Raw genomic sequence first — 16426 nt, 5'->3', positions numbered from 1 at the left:
TGGTCCTTATTCTGCGGCTTCTGTCTGACCGGCAAGGATGTCGCGAACGCGGGCTTCCTGCACATCGTCGTGTTCACCAATGACGACCACGCGACCCAAACGGCTTTCGTCCGCCTTCCAGGGGCGGTCGAACTGGTGACGCACACGTGCACCCACGGCCTGCACCAGCAGGCGCATCGGTTTGCCCGCAACCGCAGCATAGCCTTTGACGCGCAGGATGTTGAGCTCGTTGGCCAGACGCTCGATCCGGGTGACCAGCTCTGCCGGGTCGTTCAGTTCGGGCAGCTCGACGACGATAGATTCAAAGTCGTCATGTTCGTGATCGTGGTGGCCGTCGTGATGGCTGGGACGGGCGTCCATGTCGTCTTCGGCAGCCGCTTCCAGGCCCAGAACCACGCGCACGTCGACCACGCCTTCGGCAACCTCGACCACCGGCAGCGGGCGTGGGGCCTCGGCGGCGATAACTTCCTTGGCCTTGGCGATGCCCTCAGGGCCGGCCAGATCCGGCTTGGTCAGCAGAATAATGTCCGCGCAGGAAATCTGATCTTCGAAGACTTCGGACAGCGGGGTCTCGTGGTCGATGCTGTCGTCCGCCAGTCGTTGGGCGTCTACAGCTTCGACATTCGGAGCAAAACGACCCGCGGCGACGGCTTCGGCGTCGGCCAAAGCGATCACGCCATCGACAGTGATCTTCGAGCGGATATCGGGCCAGTCAAAGGCTTTGAGCAGCGGCTTGGGCAGGGCCAGACCGGATGTTTCGATCAGGATGTGCTCGGGGCGCGGCTCCAGCGCCATCAGAGCCTCGATCGTGGGGATGAAGTCATCGGCGACGGTGCAGCAGATGCAGCCGTTGGCCAGTTCCATGATGTTCTCGGCGGGGCAATCCGGGATCGCGCAAGATTTCAGGATCTCACCGTCAACGCCTACATCGCCAAATTCGTTTACGATGACAGCCAGACGCTTGCCTTGCGGGTTTTGCATCAGGTGGCTGACAAGTGTGGTTTTGCCCGAACCAAGAAAGCCGGTGATGACAGTGACGGGGAGTTTTTCAAGGGTCGACATGGTCAAGCTCCAATCGGAGGGATGCGTGCTGCGCAGTTTTTTCGGAAATGGACGGGACGCTCGCGCCAGGGGACGATGCCGTCGGCGGTGGCGTGGTATTTGGTGGCGCCTTCGACGATCACGTCGACGTCGTCGGCCTCGTTCAGGTTTTCATAGACAAAGGTCCAGCGCGACGGCCCGCCGCGCAGCACGACCGAGCAGCCCTGATCGCAATTGGACAGGCATTCGACGGCCTTCAGCTCGACGCCTGTAGGCAGGTCCGCCTGTTCCAGTGCCTTGTGCAAAAGCGTGCCGGGTCTCTGCGCATCATCTTCGATGGGCAGGCCACGGCGGCATGTGGTGCAGACCAGCAGCTCTACCGGTGCAAAATCACTCAACTCTCTCATCCCCCCTTGGGTTTTGGGGGACGGGGTATGCGCGGGCCATTGGCCCGTCACCGGAACACCCCGTCCGGTTTGGTCGTTCATGTGTTGGCAGGTCTCCCGGCTTGCGGATGTCAGATGGTGGCCCATCTGTCGGATGTCCCGCCTTCCCGGCCTGATTGGCCAGTGGCTTGGGCACCCTCTCCGGTCACGGTCGCGGGGGCGGCTGTGTTTGATCGACTGGGCGCCGAATGACACATTCCCTTTTCATCTGTTTGCACAGACACCAACGCAAGCGACATGGGGCATGGGGGCGGGCCTTGTCAAGCTTGCGGCGGGGGCCAGAGCGGTAGGGCAGAAAAAAGCGACCGGATGCGGTCAGCCAGCGGCATGACTGTCGATCCTGGCACGCAACCAGGCCATGAACAACTGGGCTGAGGCGGATTGTGTCGCGGGTTCTTCGGCGTGAATCAGATAGTGTGACTGTGCAAAGGGAATCGCAGGCCCCGCGATTTGCAATGGCGCGCCCTGGTCGATGGCGTTCTGGGCAAATCGGCTTAGGATCGTGGCATAGCCTGCTCCGCCCATCACCAGTTGCAGGGCGGCGACCGTTGTGTCCACTGAATGACGGGGCGGTTGTTTGGCAGGGGGTAGGCCTTGCGCCTCGAAGTATCTGGCCCAGTTGTCTTCATAACCTAGGATGTGGATCAGTGATCCCAATTGTAGCGCGTCGAGGTTCGGCTTTGGGCTGTCAGCGCGACAGACCGGGACAATGGTTTCGTCACACAATTTCTCGGCCCGCAACCCCGGCCAATCCCCATACCCCAGGCGGATTTCCACATCGACATCGTCCACCTTGGTGCTGTCGGCCCAGATGTTGGACACGAGGCGCACAGGGATGTCGGGGTAGAGGGTGTTGAAGGCGGGCAGTTCTGCCGCGATCCAATAGGTTGCTGTCGAAATGGCGGCGCGGATGGTCAGTGTCTGGCGACTGTCGCCGCCAAACAGCGCATTGGTGCTGAGCGAGATGTCTGACAAGGCCCGGCGCACCGTCAGCGCATAAGACTGTCCCAGCTCTGTCAACTCCAACCGGCGCGCGGCGCGGGTGAAAAGCTTGGCTCCCAGATTGCCCTCAAGAGAGCGGATGTGCAGAGACACAGCGGTCTGGGTCAGCCCCAGTTCGCGCCCGGTTTCGGTAAAATTCAGGTGCCGAGCGGCGGCTTCGAACGTGCGCAGCCAGATCGGGTTGGGAAGTCGGTTCATAAGTCACCAAAAATTTTTGGGTATTTACTACATTATTATTCGTTTCTCTTGGCGCATGTCACGCGGAATACTTCGCTCCAGAATCGTATACGCGGGCATGCTGCCCGTTTGGGAGGATACATCATGAAAGTTGGCTTCATCGGTCTGGGCAACGTGGGCGGCAAGCTCTCGGGCTCGCTTCTGCGCAATGGCATTGACCTAACGGTGCACGATCTAAATGCGGCTCTGGTCGATGACTTTGTAGCGCGCGGCGCGGCGCGGGGGAAAAGCCCGGCGCAGCTTATGCGGGACTGTGATGCGGTGATCACCTGCCTGCCGTCGCCCGCAGCATCCGACGCGGTGATGCAGGAAATGCTGCCCGAGGTCACCGAAGGCAAGATCTGGATGGAAATGTCGACCACGGACGAGGCTGAAGCCAAACGTTTGGGTGCGATGGTGATTGAGCGCGGCGGGGCGGCCGTGGATTGCCCTGTGTCTGGTGGGTGTCACCGCGCCGATACCGGCAATATCTCGATCTTTGCGGGCTGTGACCGCGACACGTTCGAGCGCATCCTGCCATTCCTGACCACAATGGGCCGTCGTGTCCTGCACACGGGCGAATTGGGTTCGGCCTCAATCCTGAAGGTTGTGACCAACTATCTGGCGACCGCGAACCTGGTCACCTGCTGTGAGGCACTGGTGACGGCCAAGGCGGCGGGCATGGACCTGAACACCACTTATGAAGCGATGAAGATCAGCTCGGGCACGTCGTTTGTGCATGAAACCGAAAGTCAGGTGATCCTGAACGGCTCGCGTGACATTTCCTTCACCATGGACTTGGTCAAAAAAGATGCGGGCCTGTTTTACGAGGTGGCAAAGCGCAACAATGTACCGCTTGAGGTTGCGCCGATGCTTGTCGACATCTTTGACGACGGCATTGCGCGCTTTGGTGAGCGTGAATTGTCACCCAACATCATCAAACGATTGGAAGAAGCCACGGGCCTCGATATCCTGGCGCCGGGTTTCCCACCCGAAATGCTGGATGACGAGCCGGAAGAGCCGGGATACGAAGTGATCCCTCAGGGAAAGGAACAGCAGGCGGCGGAATAGCCCTGCAGCTTCTCGCGTAGCCTGACGCTGTCAGATCAAGAGTGCCGAACCCGGATGTTCGGCACTCTGTTACCCGTCTCGGCCCGGTTCGTCCGGGTTGCTCGAAAACAGGGCGATCTTGTTGCCTTGGGGATCGCGCAAGTAGCACACATAAAACCGCGGTCCGTAGGCGTCGCGGAAACCCGGCTGACCCTCATCCTGGCCCCCGGCGGCGAGCGCTGCCGCATGCAGATTGCGAACCTGGCTTTGGTTTTGCGCCTCAAAGGCGACCATCACACCATTCCCGGTAGAGGCTGAACCGCCGTCAAAAGGGGCTTTGACATAGAAATCGGGCGACACAGGTCGCTGGCCGGGCGCAACCGGAAGAGCGTAGCTTAGATCTCCGTGATACCATTCCAGCTTATACCCAAGTGCAGGCAGGAAGGCTGAATAGAACCGTTCTGCACGCGTCATATCGTCAGCGCCCACCGTGACATAAGCGATCATCTGTGTTCGATCCTTTATGGTTTTGGCGCGATTGTATCGCATTTTCAGCAAGCCACCACCGGTCAAAGCAACCCTCGGGAAGGTCAAGACCATGGTGGGATGCGGCATCCTAACCATTGAAAACTGCGGGTTTTATAATAGGCTCCTCCCTGTCTCACCCAAGACGACATGTTCATCCCGGTGCTTTGTTCCAGATAGGGGGGTCTGAATGTTCGACGGATTTTCAGCCGAGACACTGGCGCGGATTCAGTTTGCCTTTACCGTGTCCTTTCACATCATCTTTCCAGCGTTTTCGATTGGGCTGGCGAGTTACCTGGCCGTGCTCAACGCACAGTGGTTGCGGACGCTGGATCAAGTCTATCTGACGCTGTTCAACTACTGGAAGAAGATCTTTGCCGTGGCCTTTGGCATGGGCGTCGTGTCGGGCATCGTCATGTCGTACCAGTTCGGGACCAATTGGGCGGTGTTTTCCGAAAAGGCCGGGCCGGTGATTGGCCCGCTCATGGCGTATGAGGTGCTGACCGCTTTTTTCCTCGAAGCCGGGTTTCTGGGCATCATGCTCTTTGGTCGCGACAAGGTGGGCGAGGGGCTGCACATGATGGCCACGGCCCTTGTCGCGATTGGTACGCTGACCTCGGCCACCTGGATCTTGAGCGTCAACAGCTGGATGCAGACGCCCGCGGGGTACGACATCAACGATCTGGGGCAGTTCATCCCGGTGGATTGGTGGGCCATCGTGTTCAACCCGTCCTTTACCCACCGTCTGGTCCACATGGTGTTGGCCGCTTACCTGACCACAGCATTTGTCGTTGCGGGCGTTGCCGCTTGGCAGTTGCTGCGCGGGCGGGCAACAGAGGGCACCCGCAAGATGTTCTCGATGGCGATGTGGATGGCGGCCATCGTGACCCCAATTCAGATTTTTGCAGGGGATTCCCACGGGCTCAACACGCTGGAACACCAGCCCGTCAAGGTCATGGCGATGGAGGGGCATTTCGAAAGCCATCCCGACGGCGCGCCGCTGATCCTGTTCGGGTTCCCGAACCAGAAGGAAAAGCGCGTCGATTACGCCATCGAGATCCCCAAGCTGTCGTCGCTGATCCTGAAACACGACCTGAACGCGCCGCTGGATGGTTTGGATACGGTACCCGATGACGAGGAACCGCCCGTGGCCATCGTATTCTGGTCCTTCCGTGTCATGGTGGGGATCGGATTCGCCATGTTGGGCGTGGGGCTCTGGAGTTTGCTGCAACGGATGCGGGGGCGGCTCTACACCTCACCCTGGCTGCACCGCGCCGCCGTGTTGATGGGGCCAACCGGATTTGTCGCCGTGTTGGCAGGCTGGATCACGACCGAGGTCGGACGGCAGCCTTATACGGTCTACGGACTACTTCGCACGTCTGACTCACTGTCTCCGGTCGAGGCGCCGGCAGTTGCGACATCGCTGATCATGTTCATCGTGGTCTATTTCTTCGTCTTTGGGGCGGGCACGTATTACATCCTGCGTCTGATGCACAAGGCACCCGGAGAGGGCACGGATGACCCGACGCGCGCCGGACCGTTGCGAACAGCCGGGATCGTACCGCCTGCGCAATACGACGCATCACAAACGCCGGGCGAGTAAGGAGGATGGACATGCTGGATCTTCCAACAATTTGGGCGGGGATCATCGCCTTTGCCGTGCTCACCTATGTGGTGCTGGACGGGTTCGACCTGGGCATCGGCATCCTGTTTCCCTTTGCCAAGGTCAAAAAAGACCGCGACGTGATGATGAACTCGGTCGCGCCGGTCTGGGACGGGAACGAGACCTGGTTGGTGATGGGGGGTGGCGGGCTTTTTGCCGTCTTCCCCGTGGCCTACGCCATCGTCATGCCCGCGCTCTACATGCCGATCATCGTCATGCTGCTGGCACTGGTGTTTCGCGGCGTGGCGTTTGAATACCGCTGGCGGACCGAACGCTGGCGCGGCGTTTGGGATGCAGCCTTTATTGGCGGGTCAACCGTCGCGGCCTTTTGTCAGGGCGTGGCCCTTGGTGGGCTGGTGCAGGGGATCGAGGTAGTGGATCGCGCCTATGCGGGCGGCTGGTGGGATTGGCTCTCGCCGTTTTCGATCCTCACCGGATGTGCGTTGGTCGTGGGCTACGCCCTATTGGGCGCGACTTGGCTGGTGATGAAAACCGAAGGCGAGCTGCAAGCAGCGATGCGCGCACGGGCCTTGCCATTGGGTGTTGCCACCTTTGCCCTGATCGGCGCGGTGAGCCTGTGGACCCCGTTCCAGGATCCGGCCTATTTCCAGCGCTGGTTCACCTTCCCGGCGATCCTGTATTCCGGAATCGTGCCGGTGCTTTTGGCCTTTGGGGGATACATGTTGTACCGCGGCCTGACATCCGGTCGGGATGTGATGCCGTTTCTGGCCAGCCAATCCGTGTTCGTGATCAGTTTTATTGGCATCGGGATCAGCTTTTACCCAGACATGGTGCCGCCTTCGGTCACTATCCATCAGGCTGCGGCTCCGGATGAAAGCCTGGCTTTCGCCCTGGTTGGGACGGTCATTCTGGTGCCGATGATCCTGGCCTATACGGCCTATGCCTATTGGGTGTTTCGCGGCAAGATCGACCCCGACGCGGGCTATCACTGATGATGCGTCAGACGTGGAAACGCCTTGCATGGTTCGCCGCCATCTGGGCGGCGTCCGTCCTGTGCATTCTGGTCGTGGCCTGGGTGATCCGCTTGATGATCCCGGCTTAGGCGCTTGGCCCCAAGGTGCCGGTGCCGCGCGGTTTCGCGCCGGAACCGGGTGTCGTGTTTTCGGGTTTGCCGAACAGCCGCCAGAACAGGGTCTTGGGCAGGCGCTTTCCAAGCGTGAAGAGAAGAGAGAAGGGAGCCGGGAAATTGGTTTCCAGCCGGTTCGAGCGCATGGCGGTCATCACATTTTGCGCCGCCACCTCGGGCGTCTGGATCATCGGCATGCGAAAGCCGTTCTTTGCGGTCAGTCGGGTCTGGATGAAACCGGGGTTGATCACTTGCACCTTCAGGTCTGTCTCGCGCAGATCGGCTTGCAGGGACTCTCCCAAATGCATCAGGGCTGCTTTGCTAGCGCCATATCCCACCGATCCGGGCAGACCGCGGTGTCCTGCAAGCGAGCCGATCAGCACGACATGGCCTTGCCCCTTGGCAACAAAGCGCGGCACCACATGGCCAAGCACGCGCACGGCCCCCATGAAGTTCGCCTCGCACATGGCCTCGACCGCCTGGGGCTGCCAATCGGTTGCGGGCACCGGGTCATATTGGCCAACGCAATAGATTACTCCATCCAGATCGCCGATCCGTGTCATTGCATCGTTGACCGAATTTGTATCGGTGACGTCCAAGGGCACCGTCCGGGCACCTCCTGCGGCCTTGGCGACCGCTGCCAGACGTTCGGCGTTGCGGGCGGACAGGATCAGCTTTGCACCGTCTTGGTGAAGCTGCTTGGCCAGAGCTTCTCCCAGCCCTTCGCTGGCGCCGATGATCCAATAGGTCTTGGATTTGAACATGTCAGTTCCCCTTGGGGCGAATGGTGGCGATCAACTCGGCCACCTTGATGCCGAACTTGCGCATTTCCGAGCGGTTCATGATCGTGCCGTTGTCCATCAGGTACATCCAATCAACGACGTCCAATACATGACCACCTGCAGCCTCGGTCAGGCGAATGGAGTAGGTCAGGCGCACAGTGGCCCCGCTGATGTGGCCCTGACCCTCGCCGATGATGTCATCCGCTTTGGCCGTGAATGTCCCATCGTTGCCAAGGGTCAGAAACCATTTGCGGTTTTGAACCGTGCCGTTGTCATAGTTGAAAACCTCGCCCAACTCGCCACTCGCGCCATTCCAGATGCCGGTGAAGTCCGCCACAAACCGCGACGTGGCCCGGCCGTTGGGACCAAAGATGACGCCCTCGGATTCCAGCTCTCCCGACAGATGCTGCCGCAGATCGAAGCTGGGGTTCGTGTCTTTGTAGTCCTCGGGTTTTTGTGCGCGAAACGTAAAGCCCGGACGCCATAAGATCAGCGCGAACAGGCCCAGCAGGATGATCAGTGCGATTTTCATTGGTCCAGAACCTGTGATGGAAGGTGAAACAGAAACCAGATCGCGACCGCCTTGATCAGGCAGGGCAACACGGCATAGGCAAAGTTCAGTGCATTCAAGGCGTCAGTGGAATTCTGCTGGCCTGCTTGGAACCCAGCCCAGTTGAGGTAGGGCAACACCAGTGCCGCGGCCAGGGCGAGCGACAGTTTCAGGGTGAAAGACCAGATCCCAAAGGCTTGCCCTGCTTTCAGGTTGGCCCGTTGCAGGGTTGCCGAGAAGAGCACGGGCAGGATCACCATATCGGCTCCCAATGCGGCGCCCGAGGCGATGCAGATCACGGCAAAGGGCAAGGCCGCTCCGGCAGGCAGGATCGCTGCCCCCGCAAAGCTGAGGATGGCGAGCATCATCGCGGGGATCAGGATGCGGCGGGGGCCGTGGCGGCGCACAAGACGGGTCCAGATCGGGATGGACAGGCCAGAAGCCACGAAAAACAACAGCAGGAAGGGACCAGCCAGGCCCGCGAGCATCAACCGATCTTCGACAAAGAACAAGAACAGGGTCGACGTGATGGCGACCGGCAGGCCGTTGATGAGCGCCAGAAGAAGCAGTTGTCCGATGCCGGGTTGCTTGAGGTTGGCCAAGCCAAAGCTAGAGGCAGATTGTGTGGCGGTGCTCCACAGCCCCCGGGTCGTCAGGGCAACACCCCCCAGGAACAGGCAGAGCAACACGCCAAAAGCGGCATAGCCCTGACCCAGGGCAATCAGAACCGTCGGCGCGGTGGTCGCCAAGATGATACCAAGGATCGCACCGCCCTCGCGGTATTTGGCAAGATCATAGAGTGCCGCGCTCTGGTCGCTACCGGCCAGGGCCACGGTTTGCCCGTAAAACAGGATCGAGCCAAGGCTGTAAGAGGTGAAGAGCAATGCCAGCGAAGCTACCACCCAAGGCCCCACGGAAATGGGTGCGGTTATGGTAAACAGGCACAGGAACCCCACGCACATGCCAAGTAGGGCCACCGTGGCAAACCCCCTGCGAAACGCAGGCCAGCGATCCACCATCCAGCCCAAGGCCGGGTCCTGCACGAAATCCAGCACCCGGATGCCAATCAGGAGAATGCCGATGGCCGACAGGCTGAGCCCCAATTCGCTGGCAGCAAACCGTGGCAAATGGATGTAGAGCGGCAATCCCGCGGCAGCCAATGCCATGGAAAAAAGAGAGACCTGCGCGCGTTGCATTATTCCCCTCGGAGGCGCTTGGACAGGCGCACGGAACGGCTTTGATCCGACAGCCAGATGCCAAGAAAGCGTTCGCGGATTTGTGGATGCCTGAGGGTGCAGGTTCTGGTGCCGTTGAACCAAAGGGTCACCTGGCTCGCGTTCTCGGATTGGGCGATGAAGTGATCCCCGGCCGACGCGTCGCGATAGCAGGGCGCCAGCTTGCGGGCGATCTGCGCGTGATCGGCGCGCTTGCCCTCGATGCGTTCAAGCTCAGCCATGGTGGCGGTCAGAAAGGCGTCCTGCTTGATGGTGCGGGCGTAGACCAGGCGCAGTGCGACCGGGTTTCTCCAATCAAACCGCGCCCCTGAGGGAGTGAACAGTGTCGCGTCGTAGAGCGGAAAGCCGTACCACCGCATTGTAACCTCGCCGCGGGCCGCGGCTTGGGGTACGGCCGAGGTGATGACGTTCATGCCTTTTTCTGCCCAGGCGGGCAGGGCCGTCATGGTGATCAGGACGAGGGGCAGGAGGTTACGCATGAGACAGCTCCACTTGCACCACATCCGTGCCCTTGGTCGCAAAAGACGCGGCACAGATTTCCAGGTAATACCGCCAGCTGCGGACAAAGCGGTCCGAGAAGCCAAGCGCCTTGATCCGGGCGATCTGATCGTTCAGGCGCTCGGCCCAGATCCGGCAGGTGGCGGCATAGTCGGCGCCAAAGGAATAGCTGTCGCGCACATCCAGCCCGACCTCGCGCGCGTGATGGGAAATCACGGCGTCAGACAACAGCATGCCGCCCGGGAAGGTGTATTGACGGATATAGTCCGAGCGGCGGCGGTACATGTCAAAGTTGCTGTCAGGCACGGTGATCGCCTGCACCACGGCGCGGCCATCTTCGGCCAGACAGGACTTGAGCTGCGCAAAATACTGTGGCCAGTACTTCTCTCCGACGGCCTCGATCATCTCGATTGAAACGATGTTGTCGTATTTGCCGGTCTCGGAGCGATAGTCCCGCAACGCAATGTCGGCGCGCCCGTCCAGACGGGCGTCAGCATAGCCCTTTTGCGAGCGCGAGATGGTGAGACCCGTCACATGACGCCCGCGTTCGGCCGCCCGTTCTGCGAATCCGCCCCAGCCGCAGCCAATTTCCAGCGTGCGCTCTCCGGCGCTCAACTTGTCTAGCACGCGGTCATATTTGCGTTGCTGCCCGCGCTCCAAGTCCATGTCGCCTTCGGAGAAGAGCGCCGAGGAATAGGTCATCGAACGATCCAGCCAGAGCTGGTAGAACTCGTTGCCCACATCATAATGCGCGCGGATGTTGCGCGACGATCCACGTTTGGAATTCGCCCGCAGCAGGCGGTCGACTGCCCGAAACTTGAGCCGGTTGAACGCGCTTGGCTCGACATAGTCTGCAAAGTGATCCGCATTGCCCAAGGCCACGGTCGCCACATCTTCTATCGAGGGCGTTTCCCAAAGGCCGTCGACATAAGCCTCGCCCAGTCCGACATCACCGCGCGCGGCCAGGGCCGAGATCACCGACCAGTCGCGGATCACCATCTCGGATTCCACGCCGCCCGAGCCGAACTGATGCACGCTTCCTTCGGGTGTGTGGATCGTCACGCGGCCGGTCTGGATCTGGCTGCAGGCGTCCAGAAAGTTGTGCTTTACACGTTTGCTGACATAGAACACGCGCTCGTCTCCTGTTCGGGTGGGGTGGGGTTCGGGCGATAGCTGGCGCCCTTGAGTTTCAGTTTGAGGGCCTGCCAGTAGATCAGCGAAATCGTCCTGAGCGCCCCGAATGGTCGCCTGGCCAAGGCTGCAAGGATCGACGTGCTTGTTATCGGCTTGCGCGCGCCCATGAGCGTCGCAATCACGCCCTGATCGCCATTCTCATGGGCGATGCGGATCGAGATGCGGTCGCTATCCACCAGAAAATTGAACCGATAGGTGCCTTCGACGTCTTGAAACGGCGACACATGCATCAGTTTTACGGCCGTGATCGTGTCCGCGGCGGAAATCGCTGCAAAACCAGGCAGGTGACACATATAGCTGTGGCGGTCGCCAAACGTGTTGTTGGTCTCGGCAATGACGGCGATCAACGCGTCACCGTCCTGCGCCAACCAGAAACTGACAGGGTTGAATTGATACCCCAGACAGGTGGGCTGTGTCAGCAGATGGACGCTGAATGGGCGGTTCAGACCAGCCTTGCGGAACTGCTCAATTGCCCAGATTACACCTGCTCCGTTCCCGCGTTCGCCACCATGATGACGGTCGTGAACGGCAAACAGATTGAACCGGTTGCGCGAAAACAGGGCAGGGCCTGCGTTCTGCTCCGGGTCCAGCAATACGAAATCGACCCCGTAGCGGAAGGCGTTTGAAATCTCTCCGCGTCGGGCGTGCGTGGTGTACCCTGCGATATGATCCGGCCAGCGGGTCATACCAGCTCGGCCTCAAGCTGGCGGGCGACGCGCACGGCGCTGGCAAATCCATCCTCGTGAAAGCCATTGCGCAGCCACGCACCAGTGAACCAGGTGTTGTTCTGCCCTTGCATCGTCGCGATCCGCTTCTGCGCCTTAAGGGCCGCGCGATCAAACACCGGGTGACGGAACACCGTCTGATCATAGATCAAGGCCTCGTTCACTGGGCTCGCGGGGTTAAGCGAAACAAACAAGGGGTCGCTGTCGGGGATGTTCTGAAGTCGGTTCATCCAATAGGTGACGCCGATGGCGCGGTGGGTGTCGCTGCTATCGGCCTTGTAAACCCAACTGGACCAACACGCCCGCCGATTTGGCATTTGGGTGGTGTCACGGTGCAGGACCATCGTGTTGTCCTGAAATCCGATATCCGACAAGGTAGACTGTTCATCGGCCGTGGGGCGCGCCAGCATCTTTAGCGCCTGATCCGGGTGGCAAGCAAAAACCACTTGATCGAACCGCTCCAGCTCTTGTCCTGCGACCTTGATGTTGGCGTCTACGCCATTGCGCTGAACAGCTTGCACCGGTGTGTTTGAACGCAAGGTGACACCGTTGAGGCTCAGGTGATGGATCAGGCGAGAGACATACTCGCGGCTGCCACCTTTGACCGTCCACCACTGATGCTGACCTCTGACATTCATCAAGGCATGATTGCGAAAGAACCGCACGAGGGATTCCGCCGGAAAGTTGCGAATTTCCTGAGCAGGCGAAGACCAGATCGCACCGCAAAAGGGCATTAGATAATAGTCCTGAAACCAGCGGCCCAAATTCAGCGCGTCCACCAGCTCGCCGATGGTGATGTCGTCATTCTCCGCCATGTCCTCCGCTTGTGCGTTGAAGCGGAAGATATCGTTGATCATGCGATAGAAGGACGGTTTGAACATGTTGCTGCGCTGGCCAAGAAGGGCGTCGAGGCTGCGCAACGCATACTCGACGCGACCGTTGTCGACGCTGATACCAAAGCTCATGTCGCTTCTTTGAACCGGAACATCGAGATCCTGAAACAGACGCGTCAGGTGAGGGTAGTTGGCATAGTTGAACACGACGAAGCCAGTGTCGACCGGCTGATCCCCACGAATGCCGGCCGTCACGGTCCTCGCATGTCCGCCAAATCGTGGCTCGGCTTCGAACAGAGTGACACGATGGGACCGCGACAGCAGGTAGGCGGTCGCCATACCGGAAATTCCACCGCCTATGACTGCGATTTTTCGGCTTGGCTGCGGTGATAAATCGAATGACATGAGCGATCCTGTTTGGTGATTTGAATTGGGTACGCCCAGCTAATGCGTTTGGATCATAAATAATTGATCCAATTGTTCTCTTCGCGCGTAACCGGTGTATGATGACCTTCGAACTGGACTATGCATCGGACGAGGAACAGGCGGAACACACGCCGCTAGAGCGTGTTCTGCGGACAAACAGGGCTGCTCGACACGTGACTTCAGAGCCAACGAAAGAGTACTCGCTTGAGACGCAATGGATGATTGCGGTCAGGGATCAGCGTGACAAAGATGCCTATCTTCAGCTGTTCGATCACTTTGCGCCCAGGCTGAAGGGATACCTGATGAAGTCGGGCATGTCTGATGCCCAGGCTGAAGATATCGTTCAGGACGCGATGCTGTCGGTGTGGCGCAAGGCGCATCTTTTCGATCCGCACCGGGCCGCCGTGTCCAGTTGGGTCTATCAAATCGCAAAAAATCGTCAAATCGATGTGATCCGAAAGGAACGCCGCCCCGTACCAGAAGAGTTGCGGCAACCTGAGGAGACGGATGAAGACGCCTCGCAGATCGTCGGGCTGGAGCAGGAATTGGGTAAACTGAGGGATGCGTTGCAGACCCTGTCGCCGGATCAGCGACAGATGATTGAACACGCATACCTGGGCGAACTCAGCCACAAGGACATACAGGAAAAGACGGGCTTGCCTTTGGGCACCATCAAATCACGTATTCGCTTGGGGCTGACACGGTTGCGCCACGAATTGAAAGGATTGAACAGGTCATGACGAGCATTGCTCATCATATCCCAGATCATCTGTTGCAGGCCTATGTGGCCGGGTCGTTGAATTATTCGATGGACATGGTGATCGCAGCCCATGTGTCGATGTGCGACGAATGCCGGTCCAGACTGGCCGCACATGAATGCGCTGGTGGCGCAGTGTTGGAAGAGACCCGCTCGGTTGGTGTGTCTGGAAGCATGCGCGCCAATGTGCTCGAGGCTCTGGATGCTCCCTGCAGCACGCGCGCGCCGCGGCGCGCATCAGGCGTGTTCCCGGCCCCGGTGATGGAAGCTTTGTCGGGGCAGCCGCCAAAGTGGCAGAAGATGGGAGCTGGCGTGCGTCAGTCTGTTCTGCACGCAGATAAGGCTGGCAGTGTGCGACTGTTGTACATCCCCGGCGGTCAGGCCGTGCCCGACCATGGTCACCACGGTTTGGAACTGACTCTGGTTCTGCAAGGGGCCTTTGCGGACGAAGGCGGCCGATTTGGTGTTGGTGATGTCGAGGTCGCAGATGACAGTGTCGAGCACACTCCAATCGCCGAGATGGGCCCGGCCTGCATCTGTCTTGCCGCGACCGAAGGCTCTTTGAAGTTCAACGCCTTGATTCCAAGGTTGTTGCAACCGTTCCTGCGCATTTGACCTGACTGCACTGCTGCCGTTGGGTATTCGATACGCCTGATTGTCACTCGCACCGTTTTCGAGCCCCCCTTTGGCAGACTTTCGCTCTATCACTGTGCGCGCCTGTGTTTGCGTGGGCGCTTCCAATCAAGTCACTGTATCCTTCGCAGTAAAATTGCATCCCGAGATTGATTTTTGACCCTTGCAGTCCCTCCCGAAATGGTGCTAATCGCCCCGCATCAGCAAGAGTGCCCCTATAGCTCAGCTGGTAGAGCAACTGATTTGTAATCAGTAGGTCCGCGGTTCGAGTCCGTGTGGGGGCACCATTTCACCTTAGCAAGCACCTGAAAGCTAAGGAAATAAGGCCTTCCACGTCATTCCTGTAACACATTGTGTAACACAGGGCGGACACATATATGGCTCTCATGACCAAACTAAAGCACGTAGATCGCCTCAAGGACGGGTCTCTCAGATATCGCCGAAGGATTCCCCTAGAAGTTCAAGAGGCCGTGGGAAGGAAGGTCTTTCAACGGCGCCTTAGGGCCAAGGAAACGGCTTTGGCTCCTGCCGCCACAAGCGCAGACAAGACTTCGGATTGTGAGATTTCTTTGCCGATCACTTCCAAGTGCTGCTTCTGCAGCAAGGCCAGTGTGGCTGTTACTTCGGGCCTGACGCGCATGCTGACCCACGGTGAAGGGTTCACATTGCCGGTGCGTTCAAACTGCTCAACCTTCCAGCCATCAATCTGGGCCTGGAAGGTGACGTAGCCAAACACACCAAAGCCTGCCTGGCGAAGGTGACGGGTGAACCGGATGCGTTTGTCAGCGCCCACCTTGCGGGCTTCTTCATCCGGTCGTTTATGTGATGTGATCATAGTTGATGTTCCTTGTGTATCAGAATGACCATCTGGGACTCTCTAGGTAGCCCAACAGGCCCCTGCGGTCTCCAGAGGGTGGAGAGGCACCGGCGGACCTGCTAACGGCGCTGTGTGAGTCCGTGGGCGGCCTAGGCGGTGGTGCGCGTGAACAGGTTCGCGATGGTGATGCGCAGAGACGGCTTGGGATTGTCCCGCCGCTGGCATGCCTGTTCGTATGCGGCAGGGTCGATCACGTCGACTTCATCGTCCGAAGGCAAGACATTGTTGCGGGCTGCCTTCCTCGTTGCCGGAAGTGGCAGACCAGCTTCTTCAATCTGTCGTCTACGTGTCCGCATCCGCTTGACGGTTGTTCGTGTTACGCCAGTTTCGGCCACAACTTCTGGCTCCGATAGGAAGGCACAGTGACGGGTCAGGGTCCATGCGGCTTGGGTTCGTTCTTGTGTCTTGGTTGTCATGGTTTTTCTTTTATGGAAATCCCAAGACCGCCGCCGGTTCAACGGCAGGGGTCTCTCGTTGTGTTTGTTGGTTAGGCTTCTGCGATCGTTATCTATGCTGCCAGCCTCTTCCCCTCTATCCACGAGGTGAAAGGTGAGAAGTCATCGCCATCATCAAGGACCGAGAGATCGACATCCCAATGGAAGGCATCGACGGTGATGGGCCGAGCCTTGCCATATCCATCACATTCAAACTCGACTTCATCAGGACGGAGAGGACCAAGGGCTTGAAGACCATGGTAATCACCTCGGGGGCGTCGAGGGTCCACCTCATTGCCTTCACTGTCCTCGTTAGCGGGAGCCGTTATGACGTCCCTGAAGACAGGTTCAAGGGTCACCTTAGGAGGGCGTGAAGGTGATGCTGTCTCTGCTGTGAGACCAGCAGGGTAGCGGACTTCGAAGTCGTTCAGCATTGCCGCGGCGCGGCTTTC

19 protein-coding genes, 1 tRNA gene and 1 riboswitch are annotated in these 16426 nt (G+C 59.3%); of the genes, 7 read left to right on the top strand and 13 right to left on the bottom strand.

Translation table 11 applies throughout. The features are described 5' to 3' along the window. Positions 1-6: 6 nt before the first annotated feature. The 3 genes from cobW to TRM7615_RS18205 form a co-directional block, all read right to left on the bottom strand. The gene (gene cobW / locus TRM7615_RS18215) at positions 7-1062 is read right to left on the bottom strand and encodes a cobalamin biosynthesis protein CobW (protein ID WP_108790213.1); all 1056 of its coding nucleotides are present in this window, start codon (positions 1060-1062) and stop codon (positions 7-9) included. A gap of 2 nt (positions 1063-1064) precedes the next feature. Then, positions 1065-1448: a DUF1636 family protein gene (locus TRM7615_RS18210; protein ID WP_108790209.1), complete on the bottom strand. Its 384-nt coding sequence runs from the start codon at positions 1446-1448 to the stop codon at positions 1065-1067. Positions 1449-1517: 69 nt separating this feature from the next. Beyond that, positions 1518-1730: riboswitch (cobalamin riboswitch) on the bottom strand. Between the two features lie 72 nt (positions 1731-1802). Then, complete coding sequence (locus TRM7615_RS18205) at positions 1803-2687, bottom strand: LysR substrate-binding domain-containing protein (RefSeq protein WP_108790206.1); 885 nt, start codon at positions 2685-2687, stop codon at positions 1803-1805. Positions 2688-2810: 123 nt separating this feature from the next. Here TRM7615_RS18205 and TRM7615_RS18200 point away from each other — a divergent pair, with 123 nt between their 5' ends. Beyond that, positions 2811-3776, top strand: a complete 966-nt coding sequence (locus tag TRM7615_RS18200) for an NAD(P)-dependent oxidoreductase (RefSeq protein WP_108790203.1) — start codon at positions 2811-2813, stop codon at positions 3774-3776. Between the two features lie 69 nt (positions 3777-3845). On the opposite strand, the gene TRM7615_RS18195 is transcribed toward TRM7615_RS18200, so the two are convergent. Then, positions 3846-4262, bottom strand: coding sequence for a VOC family protein (locus TRM7615_RS18195; RefSeq protein WP_108790632.1), 417 nt, complete (start codon positions 4260-4262; stop codon positions 3846-3848). Positions 4263-4470: 208 nt separating this feature from the next. On the opposite strand from TRM7615_RS18195, the gene TRM7615_RS18190 reads away from it, so the two are divergent. From TRM7615_RS18190 to TRM7615_RS18180, 3 genes are read left to right on the top strand one after another with little or no spacing between them, the layout of a single operon-like run. Continuing rightward, on the top strand, positions 4471-5883 hold the full coding sequence (locus TRM7615_RS18190; protein ID WP_108790200.1) for a cytochrome ubiquinol oxidase subunit I: 1413 nt from the start codon (positions 4471-4473) through the stop codon (positions 5881-5883). 11 nt (positions 5884-5894) lie between these two features. Continuing rightward, positions 5895-6896 (top strand): cytochrome d ubiquinol oxidase subunit II, encoded by a 1002-nt coding sequence (gene cydB, locus TRM7615_RS18185; protein ID WP_108790197.1) that lies wholly within the window; start codon positions 5895-5897, stop codon positions 6894-6896. Continuing rightward, positions 6896-7006 carry a DUF2474 family protein gene (locus tag TRM7615_RS18180; RefSeq protein WP_108790194.1) on the top strand — a complete coding sequence of 37 codons (111 nt, stop codon included), beginning with the start codon at positions 6896-6898 and terminating at the stop codon, positions 7004-7006. Before cydB ends, TRM7615_RS18180 begins: the two co-directional genes overlap by 1 nt. On the opposite strand, the gene TRM7615_RS18175 is transcribed toward TRM7615_RS18180, so the two are convergent. The 7 genes from TRM7615_RS18175 to TRM7615_RS18145 are packed head-to-tail and all read right to left on the bottom strand — an operon-like array spanning position 7003 to position 13252. After that, positions 7003-7794 carry an SDR family NAD(P)-dependent oxidoreductase gene (locus TRM7615_RS18175; RefSeq protein ID WP_108790191.1) on the bottom strand — a complete coding sequence of 264 codons (792 nt, stop codon included), beginning with the start codon at positions 7792-7794 and terminating at the stop codon, positions 7003-7005. The two genes, TRM7615_RS18180 and TRM7615_RS18175, sit on opposite strands and share 4 nt — an antisense overlap. A gap of 1 nt (position 7795) precedes the next feature. Further along, on the bottom strand, positions 7796-8344 hold the full coding sequence (locus tag TRM7615_RS18170) for a DUF3833 family protein (protein ID WP_108790189.1): 549 nt from the start codon (positions 8342-8344) through the stop codon (positions 7796-7798). Then, positions 8341-9558 carry an MFS transporter gene (locus TRM7615_RS18165; RefSeq protein WP_108790186.1) on the bottom strand — a complete coding sequence of 406 codons (1218 nt, stop codon included), beginning with the start codon at positions 9556-9558 and terminating at the stop codon, positions 8341-8343. The genes TRM7615_RS18170 and TRM7615_RS18165 overlap by 4 nt, the downstream gene beginning before the upstream one ends. After that, complete coding sequence (locus tag TRM7615_RS18160) at positions 9558-10076, bottom strand: chalcone isomerase family protein (RefSeq protein ID WP_165821473.1); 519 nt, start codon at positions 10074-10076, stop codon at positions 9558-9560. The genes TRM7615_RS18165 and TRM7615_RS18160 overlap by 1 nt, the downstream gene beginning before the upstream one ends. Then, positions 10069-11226, bottom strand: a complete 1158-nt coding sequence (locus TRM7615_RS18155; protein WP_108790180.1) for an SAM-dependent methyltransferase — start codon at positions 11224-11226, stop codon at positions 10069-10071. The genes TRM7615_RS18160 and TRM7615_RS18155 overlap by 8 nt, the downstream gene beginning before the upstream one ends. Continuing rightward, positions 11202-11975 (bottom strand): DUF1365 domain-containing protein, encoded by a 774-nt coding sequence (locus TRM7615_RS18150; RefSeq protein ID WP_108790177.1) that lies wholly within the window; start codon positions 11973-11975, stop codon positions 11202-11204. The genes TRM7615_RS18155 and TRM7615_RS18150 overlap by 25 nt, the downstream gene beginning before the upstream one ends. Further along, positions 11972-13252: an NAD(P)/FAD-dependent oxidoreductase gene (locus TRM7615_RS18145; RefSeq protein ID WP_108790174.1), complete on the bottom strand. Its 1281-nt coding sequence runs from the start codon at positions 13250-13252 to the stop codon at positions 11972-11974. Before TRM7615_RS18145 ends, TRM7615_RS18150 begins: the two co-directional genes overlap by 4 nt. Before the next feature lie 239 nt (positions 13253-13491). On the opposite strand from TRM7615_RS18145, the gene TRM7615_RS18140 reads away from it, so the two are divergent. The 3 genes from TRM7615_RS18140 (at position 13492) to TRM7615_RS18130 (ending at position 14950) form a co-directional block, all read left to right on the top strand. After that, the gene (locus TRM7615_RS18140; protein ID WP_108790171.1) at positions 13492-14013 is read left to right on the top strand and encodes a sigma-70 family RNA polymerase sigma factor; all 522 of its coding nucleotides are present in this window, start codon (positions 13492-13494) and stop codon (positions 14011-14013) included. Beyond that, entirely contained in the window at positions 14010-14645 is a 636-nt protein-coding gene (locus TRM7615_RS18135; protein ID WP_108790168.1) for a ChrR family anti-sigma-E factor, read from the top strand. The genes TRM7615_RS18140 and TRM7615_RS18135 overlap by 4 nt, the downstream gene beginning before the upstream one ends. Before the next feature lie 229 nt (positions 14646-14874). Next, positions 14875-14950: transfer RNA gene (locus TRM7615_RS18130), tRNA-Thr, on the top strand. Between the two features lie 200 nt (positions 14951-15150). Here the strand turns inward: TRM7615_RS18130 and TRM7615_RS18125 are convergent. Together TRM7615_RS18125 and TRM7615_RS18120 are read right to left on the bottom strand one after the other, a co-directional pair. Further along, the gene (locus TRM7615_RS18125) at positions 15151-15498 is read right to left on the bottom strand and encodes a hypothetical protein (RefSeq protein WP_108790165.1); all 348 of its coding nucleotides are present in this window, start codon (positions 15496-15498) and stop codon (positions 15151-15153) included. 131 nt (positions 15499-15629) lie between these two features. Continuing rightward, the gene (locus TRM7615_RS18120; protein ID WP_108790162.1) at positions 15630-15956 is read right to left on the bottom strand and encodes a hypothetical protein; all 327 of its coding nucleotides are present in this window, start codon (positions 15954-15956) and stop codon (positions 15630-15632) included. Between the last annotated feature and the right edge of the window lie 470 nt (positions 15957-16426).

Origin of the sequence: Falsiruegeria mediterranea M17 (genome assembly GCF_900302455.1) — a bacterium.
Lineage (GTDB): Bacteria > Pseudomonadota > Alphaproteobacteria > Rhodobacterales > Rhodobacteraceae > Falsiruegeria > Falsiruegeria mediterranea.
The sequence above is the reverse complement of the archived record's forward strand: the minus strand, read 5'-3'. Positions and strand labels throughout refer to the sequence as shown.